The organism is Acanthopleuribacter pedis (assembly GCF_017377855.1).
Taxonomy (GTDB): Bacteria; Acidobacteriota; Holophagae; order Acanthopleuribacterales; family Acanthopleuribacteraceae; genus Acanthopleuribacter; species Acanthopleuribacter pedis.
On record NZ_JAFREP010000016.1, the window covers coordinates 150,800 to 166,271 of the forward strand.

9 protein-coding genes are annotated in these 15,472 nt (G+C 56.6%); 7 read left to right on the top strand and 2 right to left on the bottom strand.

The features are described from left to right. Window positions 1–29 precede the first annotated feature (29 nt). From J3U88_RS17490 to J3U88_RS17505, 4 genes are all read left to right on the top strand, one after another. Window positions 30–1,397 (top strand): M16 family metallopeptidase, encoded by a 1,368-nt coding sequence (locus tag J3U88_RS17490; protein WP_207860224.1) that lies wholly within the window; start codon window positions 30–32, stop codon window positions 1,395–1,397. Further along, window positions 1,394–2,830: a M16 family metallopeptidase gene (locus tag J3U88_RS17495; RefSeq protein ID WP_207860225.1), complete on the top strand. Its 1,437-nt coding sequence runs from the start codon at window positions 1,394–1,396 to the stop codon at window positions 2,828–2,830. Before J3U88_RS17490 ends, J3U88_RS17495 begins: the two co-directional genes overlap by 4 nt. Before the next feature lie 455 nt (window positions 2,831–3,285). Continuing rightward, window positions 3,286–7,047, top strand: a complete 3,762-nt coding sequence (locus J3U88_RS17500) for a CHAT domain-containing protein (RefSeq protein ID WP_207860226.1) — start codon at window positions 3,286–3,288, stop codon at window positions 7,045–7,047. A gap of 21 nt (window positions 7,048–7,068) precedes the next feature. Continuing rightward, window positions 7,069–7,653: a protein N-terminal glutamine amidohydrolase gene (locus tag J3U88_RS17505; RefSeq protein WP_207860227.1), complete on the top strand. Its 585-nt coding sequence runs from the start codon at window positions 7,069–7,071 to the stop codon at window positions 7,651–7,653. 33 nt (window positions 7,654–7,686) lie between these two features. On the opposite strand, the gene J3U88_RS17510 is transcribed toward J3U88_RS17505, so the two are convergent. Next, the gene (locus tag J3U88_RS17510; protein WP_207860228.1) at window positions 7,687–8,265 is read right to left on the bottom strand and encodes a hypothetical protein; all 579 of its coding nucleotides are present in this window, start codon (window positions 8,263–8,265) and stop codon (window positions 7,687–7,689) included. A gap of 327 nt (window positions 8,266–8,592) precedes the next feature. Further along, the gene (locus J3U88_RS17515) at window positions 8,593–9,525 is read right to left on the bottom strand and encodes a hypothetical protein (protein WP_207860229.1); all 933 of its coding nucleotides are present in this window, start codon (window positions 9,523–9,525) and stop codon (window positions 8,593–8,595) included. Between the two features lie 367 nt (window positions 9,526–9,892). On the opposite strand from J3U88_RS17515, the gene J3U88_RS17520 reads away from it, so the two are divergent. The 3 genes from J3U88_RS17520 (at window position 9,893) to J3U88_RS17530 (ending at window position 15,425) form a co-directional block, all read left to right on the top strand. Then, the gene (locus tag J3U88_RS17520; protein WP_207860230.1) at window positions 9,893–10,285 is read left to right on the top strand and encodes a DUF2541 family protein; all 393 of its coding nucleotides are present in this window, start codon (window positions 9,893–9,895) and stop codon (window positions 10,283–10,285) included. A gap of 305 nt (window positions 10,286–10,590) precedes the next feature. Continuing rightward, complete coding sequence (locus tag J3U88_RS17525) at window positions 10,591–12,513, top strand: N-acetylmuramoyl-L-alanine amidase (protein WP_207860231.1); 1,923 nt, start codon at window positions 10,591–10,593, stop codon at window positions 12,511–12,513. Window positions 12,514–13,322: 809 nt separating this feature from the next. Next, window positions 13,323–15,425, top strand: coding sequence for a TonB-dependent receptor plug domain-containing protein (locus J3U88_RS17530; RefSeq protein WP_207860232.1), 2,103 nt, complete (start codon window positions 13,323–13,325; stop codon window positions 15,423–15,425). Window positions 15,426–15,472: the final 47 nt, after the last annotated feature.

Here is a 15,472-nt window from a genome sequence, read left to right on the forward strand (position 1 = left end):
CCTGTGTTGGATCTTTGGAAGAAGAGGCGATGATGACTTATTGGAAAGGGCTGACCACCGCTTTGTGTGTTTTGAGCGGTCTGGTCGGCGGGCTCTTTGCCGACGACGGCTTGAAGTTGCCCCATGTGCATTACCAGCTCGACAACGGGCTAAACGTAATTTTGTATCAAGACGACGCCGTGCCGATGGTGGCGGTGAATATGTGGTACCACGTCGGTAGCGGCCACGAAAAAGTGGGGCGAACCGGTTTTGCCCACCTGTTCGAGCACATCTTGTTCGAGGGCTCGAAAAACGTACCCGAGGGCTACTTCGATATTTGGCTGGAAGAGGTCGGCGGTGAGAACAACGGCTCTACCACCACCGACCGCACCAATTACTACGAAATCGTGCCCAAACACGCACTCGAACTGGCGTTGTTTTTGGAATCGGACCGTATGGGATTCCTGTTGGAGGCGATGTCGCAGAAAAAGTTGGACGGCCAGCGCGACATCGTTAAAAACGAACGGCGTGAACGCTACGACAACGCGCCCTACGGCCAAGTATTTCCCAACTTGGTGGAAATGCTGTACCCCAAGGGACATCCCTATTCATGGTCGCCCATTGGCGACATGGCCGACCTTGATGCCGCCTCGCTTGAAGACGTGGTCGAATTTTTTAAGGTGTACTACGGTCCCAACAACGCGAGCCTGGTCATCGCGGGCGATATTGAAATCGAGCCGACCAAAGCCTTGGTCGAAAAGTGGTTCGGCGCGATTCCCCGCGGCAAACCGGTGCCCCCCTTGGCGTCTGTCGGCGCGCGTATCGACGGCGAGAAACGCCGTGTTTTGGAAGACGATGTGCAACTGGAACGCGTCGTTTTGGGTTGGAACACGCCGCGCGCTTTCGGGCCCACCGACGCCACCTTCGACATCCTCGCACAACTCTTGACCGGTGGGAAAAATTCCCGCCTGCACAAACGCTTGGTGTACGACCTGCAAATCGCCCAATCCGTTTCGGCCTTTAACTGGAGCAAGTTGCAGGGTAGCGACTTCATTATTATTGCGACCGGTCGTGCCGGGGTGAGCGCCGCCCAATTGGAGAAGGTGATTGATGAAGAACTGGAAAAGCTCAAACAAGAAGCGCCCGCCGCGCGCGAGCTGCAACGGGTGATCAACCAAACCCGTGCCGCCACCTTGGCCGGCCTTCAAGACATCGAAACCGTGGCCGAAACCCTCAACCGTTATTACTTCTACACCGGAAACCCGGATTATTTGGGTGAGGAACTTGGGGCGCTTTCCTTGGTGGAACCTCAAGACGTGTCCACCATGGCCAAAACCTACCTGCGTCCCGACCGGCGCGTTGTGATTACCGTGGTTCCCAAAAAACAAGGGGCGGATGCCGAGGGAGGTACGCCATGAGCCAGACGGGTCGTTTTTTGCTGACATCGCTGCTGTTGGTTGCGACAGCGTTTGCCGCGGATCGCACCAAACCCGAATTGAGCGAGCCGGAACCCTGGGTTGCCAAATCCGTGCAGTCCTTTAAATTGAGCAATGGTTTGCCGGTTTATGTGTACCCCAAGCCGGGGCCGGCGTTGGTTAGCCTGCAAACCCTGGTTACCAAAGGGTGGGCCGATGACCCCAACGGCCAGGCCGGCTTAACCCATTTGTTGGGTTCCGTTTTGGAGGAAGGCGCGGGCGGACGCGAGGCCTTGGCGCTTGCCGAGGCGCTGGAATTACTGGGCGCGGACCTGTCGGTTTGGACCGATCACCACGGGATGGGCCTGAGCTTGGATGTGACCACGGATCAGTTCGACGCCGCCGCCGCGATTTTCCGCGATGTGCTGCTCAAACCCGATTTCCCCGAGGCGGAAATCGAACGTGCCAAAAACAGGTACGTCAATGGTTTGATCGCCGCGTACGACGAGGTTGGCCGCATCGGACGCACCGTCTTTTTTAACCAAATCTACGGTGCCGAGCATCCTTACGGCCAATTACCCAGCCGGGGCTGGCCGCAATACCGCGCGCTGACCCGCGACCAACTGCGCGCGTTCCACCGCGCTCATTTCCATGCCGGCAACATGGCGATGGTGGTGTCGGGCGCCCTGTCCGCGGCGGAGGTGAAAACCAAGTTGGAGGCTTTGTTTGGTTCGATTCCCGCCAAAGAAGCGACTGCCGGTGTGGTGCCCAAGCCGCCCAAAGAGGGCAAGCGCCGCATTGTTTTGGTGGATAAACCGGGTGCCGCCCAATCTTATTTGGGTTTGGGTCATCTGGGCGTGCCGCTTGACAGCCCGGATTATTACGCGGTGCAGGTGATGAACACCATTTTGGGCGGCACCTTCGCCAGCCGTTTGAACCAAAATATTCGCGAGGAAAACGGTTATGCCTACAACGCCTACTCCTACTTTGTGAATCGTTTGGGGGTCGGTCCGTTTTATGCGCGTTCTGATGTTCAGACCGACGCCACCGCCGCGGCTGTCGGCGAGTTTTTCAACGAGTTTACGCGCATGAGAAAGGACCTGAGCGAGGACGATGTTCGCCGCGCCAAAAACTACCTGACGCTGGGTTATCCCGGCTCCTTCGCGCGGGTAGACCAGATCACCGGCACCTACATCGACTTGCTCGGTAAGCGCCGGCCGGTAACGATGCCGGAAACCTACACGCGCGCCGTCAACGCCGTCACCTTGAAGGATGTGCGTGCGGCGGCTAATAAGTACCTTAAACCCAAAAACATGTTGGTGGTGGTTGTGGGCGACCGCGCCAAGGTGGAAGCCGAACTCAAGGCGTTGAAACTTGGGAAGGTGACCGTAGCAAGCATTGAACAGGCTTTGGGTGAAAAACCTTCGGTTGAATAAGTCGCGGCCTGTTTGGCCGTGAGCCGACCGGAACGCAGGCCGCGGGGGATTTGCGAATGCCCCGCGGTTTGGGTCCAGGACGATCACCTGGGCCTAACTAGATGATATACAGTGAGTTATTTTGTTGCCGGCGACTGTATTTTTTCGGCTGTTATATTTGTTCCAGCCTTAGGTTGACGGCGTCCCTGGTGATTGCCGCACCGGTCGTCCCGCGGTGGATCCCGTGGTGGGGTTTGTCCTTTGCCGCCGGGCGACGCTTGCAAGGCTGGTTTTGTTGCATTTATTTCTTTTCGTTCATGCTGTTTGCATGACTTGCCCGCAAGGAGAACGCCTTTTTACAAGGGTGCCGAGGTTGCTTGTTTCCGCCTTGGGTACACGCTTGGGAAGGCGTCGAGATCGGGTTAACGATGTTGCCGTTGGGACACCTCGGTGGCGGGAATTTGGTGGAGGCCTTCATGGCGAAGTGGCTGTTTGAACTGGTTGGGGATGTGTTGACGTGTCATGATCCCGCTGGTCGACAACGTGCCCAAGTGACGCTTGCGGAAGACGACTATAGGGGCTTGTTAAAGTGGTCCTGCGAATCGAAAACGGCGCTCGAAGATCGGCGTCATATCGGGCGGACCATCTATCATTGGCTGACCCATCTCCCTGAAATCGAAGCATTTTTTGAGCAGGCTTGCCGCGACGGTATTTTGTGGCGTGTCTGCGGAAGCCATTCCTTGGGCAAGGTCCCTTGGGAACTGGTTCACGACGGCGAGCAGTTCCTCGCGGCCGGTTTGGAACCGCATTTCTTCGCCGTGCGCCGCGCCCAGTTGGGTGCCCATTCGCCGCCTGTTTTGCCTGATCGCGCCGCCCGCCTGCTGATGATGGCGTTTAACCCGTTCCCGCCGCGTGACGCGGAGGAAGCCGATGTTGATTTTGCCAACACCGATACCCTCGAGCTTATTTCTCAGGAAGAGGCCCTGGTGCTGGAAGCGCTGGTCGACCTGACGCTGGAAGTCCAGGTTGAAGATTCGGGGAACCTGACCCTTATTAACGAGGCCCTGCACGAATTAAACAGTAATTACTTCGAAATGATTCACCTGCGTGGCCGATTTGTGTTCCACGAGGGCGCACCCTGCCTAATCACCGAGAACCAGAACGGCTTAATCCAATATGCCCGAGATTCACGGTTGGTCCTTTCGCTGGCGCCGCAAATGCCGCGGCTGTTGGTGTTGATTGGTTTTGATACCGGTGAGGCCGAAGAAGAGGCCGCGTTGCAGGCCATGGCCCGCGATCTTGTCGGCCAAGGTGCCCCGGCCGTTCTAACCTGGCTGCGTCCGGCGGGGGATCCCTCGGTCCGAACCGCCTGTGCCGAGTTATACCGCAACCTTTCCGAGGGCTTGTCGGTGATTGACGCCGTGCAGCATGTGCGCGCTTTGTTGAATGCCTCGAGCATCGACGGGTGGCACAACCTGCTGCTGCATACCGACCAAACCGCGCCAGTGCCCCTGGCCAACGCCGTGCATGCCGCCTTGCGCTGTCAGCCGGGCATTCCCAACGGCTCAGCCGTGTTGTTTTCGCCCGCCGGCAGCAAATCCGCCATCTGCCCGGCCTGTATGTATGTCGGCCGTCGTACCGATACCCAGTTGACCCTGAACCTCCTGCGCAAGCAACAGGACGGACGCGCCAAGTATCCCGGCCTGGTCTTGTACGGCGCACCGGGTGTCGGCAAAAGCAGCCTGGCCGCGCGCCTGCGCGAACGTTTGTTTGAGGGACGTCAGGTCGTGCTGCGGGGTCCACTGAGTGAAGCCTCGTTGATCCGGGGCTTAAATGACGCCTTAAACGATCCACGCGCCGCCGAAATTCTCGACAACGACGAGGACACGCTTTTTGATCGTTTGGAGATGTTGCTGCTCGAGGTCATGGATCCCGAGCCGGCGGTGATTACCTTTGAAGATTTTGAAATTAATGGGGAACGGGGTTCCGATGGTTTTTACGAGACCGACGAGGCCGGATTCTTGGCACTAAAACCCGAACCCGCGCGGATTTTTGACACCGTGGTTCGAGTTGTTTCCGAAACCATATGTGAAACCCAAATCCTGGTTACCAGCCGGTTCCCCGTGGGGCCGCGGGAGGATCCCGACACCCTCGCCTTATACCGCTTGGGCGCGATGGATCAAGCCGACGTGCTTAAAAAATTGCGCCAACTACCGATCCTCGGCAAGCGCGGCTGCGGCGATCCCGTGATTGCCCGCCGGGCTTTGGCGGTTGCCGAGGGGAACCCCAAGCTGCTGGAACTCTGCGGTACCGTGGTGAGCGGCCCGCAACGGCGCGTTTGGTCGGAAGACTACGTGACGCGCTTTTTGGACGAACTGGGGAAGGTTGCACTGGATCGTCGGCTTGATCGGGCTTGGGTTCTGCTGCTGGAAGTTTTGACACCCGAGGCGCGCAAGTTACTCGGTTACCTTGTTTTAATCCAAGTACCCATTACCTGCGAAACCCTGCACGCCATCGTCGGGGATGAAATCAACGACAGTCATTTGCAAGGTTTGTTGGAAATGCAGCTGGTTTCGGTTTCGCACGGGACCGTCGGCGACGCCGACCGGTATTACGTGGCGCCGGGCGTCGGCGAGGTGATGGACGATTTGCGCAAGGATTGGCAGGCCGTGAGTCAGATGAAAATTCGTGCGGCCCGCTCCTTGTACCGTGCCAGTTGGGATATTTACAATGCGCGGCAATTGGCGCAGGCTCGCGAGGCCTATCGTTTGGCTTGCGTGGGTCGTGAATCCGAACTGGCCGTGTCCTGTGGGTTGTCCTTGGCCGAGGCCTTGGTGAGCCGTTCGCGTTTTGTTGAGGCCGGCTGGATTTGTTCCGAGCTGGTGACCCGCTTTGGCGAAGGTTACGCCGTCTTGCGCGAGTGGGCACGTGCCGAGTTGGCCTTGGGTCGCACCGATTCCGCCACCCAAAAATTGCAGCGGGCGCGCCAGTGGGCCGTAACCCACCCCGAACACATGCGGGAAGAGGACGAGGCGCCCTTGTGTGCCGAGGCCCGCGAGGCCCCGGGCGGAACGCCCTGTCGCGACATGCTCGACCAGGCCTTGTCCATGTTGGAAGACGCCTTGCCCGTGTTCGAGGATCCCTACAGCGTGTGCAACATCCCCGAGGAAGCGCGTGGCGAAACCGCATCTCATTACTCATTGGGGCTTATTTTGTCCAATCAGGGGCGCTCCCGTGAGGCCGGTGAACATCTGCGTCGTGCCCTGGTGAAAGCTCGCAAAATGGGCGACCTTGCTTGCCAGGCCTCTGTCCACCTTGAATTGGGCGATTTGGCCATGATGCGGGGCGAATATGAACGCGCCCAGGACGAGATTCAAGGGGCCGCCGATCTTTGGGAACGTTTGGGGTACGCCAAAGGGCAGGCCAAGGCCATGCTGGCATTGGCGCGGGTCCAACGCAAAACCGAGGAGCTTGAAGACGCGGTTGGTGCGCTAACCGAGGCGCTTGCGCTGGCAGGGGAGGAAGAGGACCGCCGCCTTGAGGCCCACATCCACCGCGAATGGGGTGAATTACTGCTGGAAAACGAGGATCCTCATGCCGCGCTCGACCATTTCAAGCAGGCTTGTGTGCTGTTCAAAGAGCTGCGTGAAAAACGGTTTTTGGCACTCGCCCTTGTCGATGGGAGCGAGGCGTTTCAGCAACTGGGGCGCGACGAGCGGGCTGAAAGTGATCTGCTCAAAGCGGCCTGGATTTTGGCCGAAGAACGCGCGTGGCATGACTTGGCCGATACCCTGTTCCGGCTGGGTCGCGGGCGCGATCCGCTCAGCAACGATTACCTGGCCCAGGGACTGTGGCTCAGCTTGCGTATTGGGTTTCCGCTCGATCGTTTTCTGCCGCGGGGTTACGCCTTGATGGAGCGGCTGGGCCCGCGTCATGGTCTGGCCCGGTTGCTGGCCCGTGCCCTGCCCGTTTTGTTGGTGATGTACGGTGACGACCATCCGAAACAACGGGAAATGCTGAATGAGGCGAGCAGCGCCGTTTTGGGTTTCATTGGGGCCGACCACATCAACCCGGAGACCTTCACCTTGTGGGTCGCCGAGCATGGGTTGGAAAACCCCCAGCAGGTATTGGAGAACTTGGACCGAGAGCTGGCCCACTTCATCCACCGCGGCTCATGGATTCCCGACCGCGCCTACTTCCAAGATTTCAGGTGGCCTGAATTTTCCATCGAGGGTTAACCTATTTGGGGAGGTGAAGGCGTGCGGGCGTTCGATGGGCAACCCTCGCCGGCCATGGATCAACCAATCGAACTGGATTACCAGGCCTACTATTGCGAGGAAAACGTATGGCGGGCACTGCACCATCCCATGTTGCAGGCCCACCCGACCTTTGCTGTTTTCATTTCCAATCCGGCCCGAATGTGCCCCGTGTGGGGCATGCGCGCCGGTGAAAGTGAAACGCATCCCGTGCTGTGGGACTACCATGTCGTCCTGTTGGAGGAACATCCGTCGGGGCCGTTCATTTGGGATAGCGATACCCGGTTTGGCGTTCCCTGTGGCGCGCGAGACTACCTGGAGAAAAGCTTCCGTTTTGGCTTGAAACCTGAGTTTGCGCCTTATTTTCGGGTGGTTGATCGGGATACGATGCGTGCCCACTTCAGCACGGACCGCGGCCACATGAAAGGCCCCAACGGGTGGCAGGCGCCGCCGCCGTCCTGGCCGCTTCCGGGTGCGCCCAAGGCTGGCAACCTGGCGCGTTTTATCGATATGACCGAGGCCTGGTTCGGTGACGTTTATACGCTGGAAGACTTTGCACGCCGGCTTCTCGCCAAAAATCCTCGTTAACTCAAGCCGCCGCGATGGGGTGTTCTTCCCAGCTCATCGCCCGAGGATGCGGTCCAAAAAACCGCGGTAGCTTTCGTCACAGATCACTTTATCGTCCAGTTCACAGGAGAAGCGCGCCCCGCGTTTGCGGTAGCCGATCATGTAATTCACCGATTGGCGGAGCTGCTCCTCCAAACGGCTGTTGTTGTTGAGAAATTCGACCCGGTCGCGTACCCAATCCAACAGGGTTAAACCGTCGCTTTCGCGGATGTTGAGGTAGTGAGCCAGACCAACCGGACCCTTGGGATTTTTGAGCAATTCCACAAAAATGACTTTGATGATTTCGATCCCACGGTAATAGGTTGCCGCGCGCAGCAGGCTTCCGCCGGAGAAGGAACCGCGTTTCTCGCATTCGATCATCCCATAATGTTTGGCCAGCTCGATGCCGTGAACCTGCTTCAGGTGTTCCAGTTCCCGCTGAAACTTAGAGGCGTTGCGGGACCGAATCGTTTTGCCGAGATCCTCTGAGATCTCATCCCAATTGGGGTTGCCCTTGAGGCCCATTTGGGCATATGCCGAGGGAAACACTACCGGCAAGAACACCATAAAGGACCATGCCCAACGCAATTGCAATGACCTCTCCCCCCGGTTGACGCGCTTAGCGTGCCAACCCCTCGCTCGCAGCCGGTTGGCCGGCTGTCTGAAATAACCGTGATCCCATCCCGGGACATGCCGGGCGCCCACAATCGGTCTCGCTAGCAATGTTCTCGGTCGTCGCTCTGGGAATCATAACTATTTCAGCCTCCCCAACCGTCTCAACCGAGCCGCCGGGTAAAAACCTGTATTTGCTGATGAAAGCGTTCTGAGGAATCATACCTGAGCACGGCGCGAACGGCGAGTTAAAAGCGGTTTTGCCCGAGCCGGGTAGGGGATGCGTGGGATACCCTGTGTTCGGGAAACTCAGTTGCCCGCGTCGGCGTTGGCTGTCCCTTGTGGGGGTTCGTTGGGTTCTTCCAGTAAAACCGCGCTTTCTCCGTGGGTGCTGATGCGTTCCGTAACATAGCGCGTTAGGCGTTTGCGCCGCTGATGGAACATGTGGAGCTGCATGGCGTTAAGGTGGGGTTTGAGCGCTTGGTTAAAATCTTTCTTGGTTAGCGCCGTGAACCGTTCCCACAGTTTACGGGGCACGCGTGTCAGGCGCTCCGGTTTGTGAAGCTTTGGATCCGCGCGGAAGGTACGGGTGTGGTCGATGTACCACAGGCACCATTGCGTGTCGTAGAGGAAGTTGCCCTCGTGACGGTCAAAGTTCCAGACCAACAGGTCAAAAAACAGCATTTGTTGGTATTCATAGGTCTCGGGATAATGGCCGGGGAAGGCGATCTTTTTATCGCGCCGTTTCTTTTCGGTACGCGCGTTTTCAATCCAAACCTGTAAGCTGCCCTTGCGGCCTTTGTATTCCGCGTAAATGACCGGCGGAATGCGGTCCAATTCAAGGAGTTGGGCCAGGGTATAGGCCGCGACTTCGAATTTGTAGCTGTCGAAGAAATACGGGTGGAGGTCGCCTTCCACCTTGACGTTGCGTTCGTACCGAAACAGATGCCGGAAAATCGCGTTAATTTCCCGACCCTCATGGCGCAGGGTGAGTTTCAGCGGATTGGTGATGCCGCCGCCGATCGGTTTCTCCGCGACCACCTCGGCTTCCCGTAAAAAGTTGAGCCACCACGCGTGGTCCTGGTTGGCCAAGGCGCGGCCTTGGCTGTCGCGAAGGGCGCGCGTCCCGACCGGCTCCTCGTCCAAGTGGGTCTGGCCCCAGAGCGGGAGCAGGGCGAAACAGCCGATCCATAGCAGCGTTCGGAACCAAAAATGATCGGCGCGGTTGGGTTGTGGTTTCATGATTGCCTTTCCAAAATCAATCCATCGGCAAAAAGGTGCCGTTGATGTTCTACGCAAAAAAACGTGATTGGGTTGGGCGTTGGGATAACTTTCATCCGCGTGATGATGGGTGGGAAGTGGTTCAACCATACCATTCTCAAGCCCGATTGGGGCGAAGGCGCCTGATTTTCTTGCCTATTTTCCCGTTCCCACCGATGCAGGAGATGTGAGCCTTTTCACGCATGGTCACCCAGGGTAAACCTATTTCGATCCTGCCGGTCCTTGTTTGGGACGGGCGTGGCGGCAGGGTCCTTCCTTTTGGTCGGGCCTCGCGGTATTGTCGGTGATACGTGTTACGCCCAAAAGATAAAAAGGTGAGGTGTTCCCCATGAACAGTCGTGTGGTTGTGGTTTTTTTGGTTTTCGCGCTGGTTGGTTTACCCAACGGGTTTGCCGGTGATAATTGGGAAGTTCTTGGGACGCGGGTGGTGCAAAACCACGCGGAACGGGACGTGATTGAAGTAACCGGAAAAGAAGGCACGTTCAAAAAGGTTAAGCTGAAGGTCAAACGTCGGACCGTTGAATTTTTTGATGTGAAAATCCATTTTTCCAATGGCGAAGTAAAAGACGTCTCTCTGCGCAGCACGATTCGCCCCGGTGAAGCGACGCGGGTTATCGATCTTCCTGGAAACAAAAGGATCATCAAAAAGGTAACCTTTGTTTATAAGACCAAAGGGAACAAAGGCAAAAAACGGGCTTTGGTTACCCTGCTGGGTCGTTAGTTCCCGCGGCGACTCACCCTTAACGGCTGTGCCGCAACACCCGGTGACGCCGGATCGCCGGCGGTGCATTCTGTACCGCCCGGCTTTTGTTTCGGTCGTTATGGTGAGATTGGGCCCCAATCCGGCCGTCGTTTGTAAGTTTTGGCCTCGACGCGTCTCTTTTCCACTCATTTGTTAAGGCGTCGTTGTATCTCTCATAAGCACATTCCAAGGCATGCCTTTTGCATCTCTTTCGACGTCTATCGCTTTGCGTCGTTTCGGTTTGGGTTTTTTTGCAACTCCTTTTTCTTGGGTGGGATTCTTTCATGCGTCAGTTATTTGTCAGCTTTGCGCTGGTTTGGCTTTTTGCGATCATGCCACTTCTCGCTTGGCCCCACGGTGCTCAGGTTCAGGCCAAAGTCGATCAACAGAGTCAAGCCGTTTTTGTGGCCGGTAAAGGCGCGTTCCTGACCGTGTCGGTCAAATACGCAACGGAACTGGACGCCGCATTGCGCATGTACACCGGCCGCCTCAACGCCGAGCAATCGCTTGAAGGGCTCGGTATTGTTCGCACCAATGATCGCCAGGCGCGTTTGCCCTTTGAGGTATTGTCGCCGCTTTTTCAAAAATCCTTCCTGCGCGCTTTGTGGCCCAAGGACAAAATGGACGGCGCCTACTGGCACCACCACATTACCCATAAAGGACGGGAAACCCTGTGGGCCGTTGCTTTGCTTTACACCGGTTCCGGGCAACATTATCGCGAGATCATGCGGGTCAACAAAATGACCTCGCCGGAAATTGAAGACGGCCGTGTGTTGAAAATTCCCCGCAACCTGCTGCGCCCGATCCTGCAGCACGAGGAACAGTTGCCGCCGACTTCCGTCGATTCACCGCGCGAACCCATGCTGAACGCCGTGGTTGAGGCCGGTCTTAAACAAGCCGCCAAAACCGTGCGCCAAGTAACGCAAGCCGCTCAAACCGCTCAAGCCGGCCAAAATGCACCGCCGCCCACCGCGGCGCCCGCCAAACCCACCGCCGTAACCAAAGCGAGGGGCACCGCTTTTGAAGAGCAACTGGCCGAGCAACTAAGTTACCGCCGCCAATTGACCTATGGCCGCGACAAACAGGGCCGTTATGCCTTGTATGCGCTCAAATCCGGTGAGGCCATTTACTCCGCCGTCGTCGTGCGTTTTTGTGGTTTGGTGAGCGCCAACGACGTCAACCGCGTCGCCAAGGTCATCATTGAGCGCAACCAAATTCGCGACGAGACCGACTTGCCCGTCGGCCGCAAGATCAAAATTCCCTACAACCTCCTCGAACCCGAATTTCGGGCGGCGGACGACGCGGCTTATCTGGCTTGGCAACGCAACCTTGAGGCAGTCGCCCGCATTCAAACCCAGTTGCGGGTGGCCAACCTCAAAGGGGTCCACGTCATTTTGGATGCCGGTCATGGCGGCCGCGATCCCGGCGCCCATTTCGGACACGCCTGGGAAGACGATTTTGTTTACGACGTATTGTGTCGCGTCAAATTGCGGCTCGAAACGGAAACCAAAGCCAAGGTCTACAGCACCGTGACCGACCCTAGCATTCAGTTTGTGCCCCAAGATGTCAAAACCTTCCAGATGGACCACGACGAGGTGTTAAACACCAAACCCGTGTACAAACTCAATTCAAGCACCGTGACCACCGACGGGGTGAACCTGCGTTGGATGATCGCCAACTACCACTACCAGCGTCTGGTGAAAAGCGGCGTCAAACCCGAAAACATCTTTTTTGCCTCGTTTCACGCCGACTCACTTCACCGTGGTTTGAGTGGCGGCATGGTGTATGTGCCCGATGCACGGGTCTACCCGCGCAAGGTGGTTCCCTACCGCAAGTTTTCCAAATACCGCGAATATGCCGCCAACCGCTTCTCATTTTCGCGTAAGGAGATGCAACAGGCCCAGGCACGCAGCTTCAGTTTCGCCAAAAACTACGTCACCCGGTCGCGGCGTTTGGGCGTTCCGGTCCATGATCAGAAGCCGATTCGCTCCCTCATTTACCGGACCCCTACCAAACCTTTCGTGCCGGCCGTGCTGAAGTACAACCGCATTCCCACCCGCGCGCTGATTGAAGTCTGCAACCTCAACAACAAAACGGACCGCGAGAACATCGCCAGCCCCCGCTTCCGGCAGAAGTTGGCCGATACCTTCGTTGAGGCGCTTTACATGAGTTACGGTGTCCGTTTTGGGGACGACGAGTCCTCCTAACCGGCGATGCCTGCCGAGATTGGGGCGGAGCCGGAAGTGCCCGCCGGGATCAAGGCGGGCTGTTCGCTGAAGATAGCAACGGTTTGAAAGGCGGGTTTAGCTCACCCCGCCTTTCTCACGCAAGCCACGAGGAATGAGTTCAAGGGATTGTTTCTAACCGGCGGAGCGACTGCCGTTTGTTTGGGAAAACCCCCCCGGTGCCTATCGCGGCTTCATGGGTTAATTTTTTGTGAGGGAAATATTAGGGTTTCGGTTTTTTGTTTTTAAAGTTAAGCATGGGGAACCAACCGTCGATAACCTTTCTATACCCGCATATCCATCGCGCCTAAGTTGGGCCTTTTGACGACCACCGCCTGTTGTTGTGCCTTCCTTTGCGTGGATTTGAGGACGATCACCTAGTTTTACCCGTAACAAATCATTAACCCACGTCCCCAAAAATAACCCCAGGGAAAACGATTTTTTTTCGGTGAATGACGCCTTTTCGGCAACACAAGGTGGTGTGGTTCCCATCAGAAATAGTTTTGTCCTGTGACCCACGATCAGGTGGGTTTGAACCGGTGAGCTTATCCGCTTAATACCACAAGATTATCTAAATCAGAGGTTTATGTGGGTGCTTTTCTCCGGTTGTTGGGGCGGCGACGCCGGCCGTTTTTCCGGCGTTCCTGTTCGGTTCGCTTTAGAGAGGTGCTTCAATGAAGCGGGAAGCCGTGTTTTTCTCCCTGAAAAAGTTAACTGGTTTTTTGTTCCTAGTATGTGTGTTTTTTCCTGCTGTTGGTCAGGATATTGATGATGCCGATGAGTTATTATCCATGAGCTTGGAATCTTTGCTACAAATAGAAGTAACCTCGGCTTCGAAATTTGCGCAAAATCCCCGCGAGGCGCCCAGTGTTATTACCTTAACCACGGCGGAGCAAATTGATCGGTACGGCTGGCAATCGATCAATGACATTCTCTATAAAATGCCCGGTTTTGGACCCGGCCAAGATTTTGACCGGCCCACGGTTCCAACGCGCGGCTTGTTTGACAGTTGGAGCAACAACCACTTGTTGCATTTGGTCGACGGCATCCCCATGAACGGGATCCTCTACGGGACCGCGTTCACCTGGGAGATCACGCCTATTTTCAATGCCAAAACCATCGAGATTATTCGCGGACCGGGTTCCGCGCTCTACGGCTCCAACGCCACCAACGGCGTGGTTCAGGTCAACACCGTTTCCGCCGCCGATCTCGATAAAAAAGTAGACATCCGCTTGCGTACCGGTAGTTTTAACTCGCAGCAAGCCGACCTGCTGGCCGCCCACGACGGCGAAGAATTTTCCGCCGTCATTTCCTTCTCCGGGCATACCACCAATGGTTGGGAATACGATACCTTGGACGGTTCCGGCCGCTTTGATGCGGCCGGGAACCCCGAGGTGTTCCGCAACCGGAACCAAAAGGAAAACCTCTACGCTTGGGCCAAGGTTGAGGGAAAGGAACGCTTTGAGGGTTTTAGTTTTCAATACCACCAGCAGGATTGGGATTTCCAAACCGGCCACGGCTGGTTGTGGTGGGTTCCCGATTTTGAAGAAGACATGAACCAGCAACGCCGCGTGTTTGCCCTCAAATACGCGCCAACCCCCAAGGGCAAGCTCAACCAAGAGTACTTGGTCCGCTTCGAACGGCAAGACGTCTCTTGGAACCAGCGTTACTATCCCGACGGTGCCTTTGAGGATTATTACCCTTCCGGTATGTGGGAATTTCTCGATACCGATGCCGAGGAAGTGTTTGTCCGGGTTCAATTCGGCTACGAACTGGGCAAAAACGCGCGTGTCCTGGCCGGTTTTGAAGGCGACCGTTTCCTGTACAAAGGCGACACCGAACATTTCTCAAATGTCGACGTCAACGATCCCTTCTTTGCGCCCTTTCCCGGCGATGTCAACACGGCACTTGGCCCGTGGCTTGAGTACATCATCGACGAACCGCTGATCAACACCGGTTTTTACGCCCAATTCTCTTCAGGGGACATGATCAATGAAACCTTTGAGGTTACCGCCGGCTTGCGCTGGGATGAATCCAGCGTGGACTTCTACCAACTCGGCGAGCCGGGCCGACCCCAAGCCGAGAAATCCCTTTCCCGCGTCAGCCCGCGTTTGGCCGCCGTGTATTCCATGAATGAACGAACCACCCTCAAACTGATGGGGGGCCGTGCTTTTCGGGCTCCGGTTCCCACCGAACTCGCGGGCGCCAATACCTTCTCCTTGGCTTCCAATATCGAAGAATTACAGCCTGAGTTGATCACCACGGTTGAACTCATGGGCGATTTCATTCTGTTTGACAACATCAACCTGCGCGTGAATCTGTTTGAAACAGAGTTTGAAAACCAAATTGCCTACAGCACCGCCAATAACAATCTCAGCACCAATGTATTCTCACAAACCACCCGTGGGCTGGAACTGGATTTGGTCTACCAGGCCAATCAGTGGTCCGCTTTCGCCAACCTGTCTTTGGTGGATCGCGTGGATGAGGAAGTGCAAGACAGCACCATTGCGCTTAATGAGGACGATGTGGCTTGGGAAACCGATACCAAGTTCAACTTTGGTATTTCCTACACCAGCCGCCGCTGGAACGCGTCCTTGGCGGGCCATTACCACGGAGAAGCGAATCGGCGTGCAACGGATATCGGCGTACAAGAGCTGCCGCTTGGGGTTGGGGTCAGTCTCGATATGGACCGGTACCGGCCGCAAACGCTTGACTCTTGGCTGACGGCCGACCTCAACGTGGAATACAAACTGAGCAAGTCGCTGACCTTGGGCTTCCGTTCCACCAACCTGTTCGACGAAGACGAGAACATGCTGATCAAAACCGGGCCGTTCCCCTTCGATTACCAAGGAGAGGGACGGCGTACCGATTTTGTCATGCGCGTCAAATTCTAAACCTTGCCGACCTTCGGCACGGGGCCGCTGGGCACGGATCATCGCGT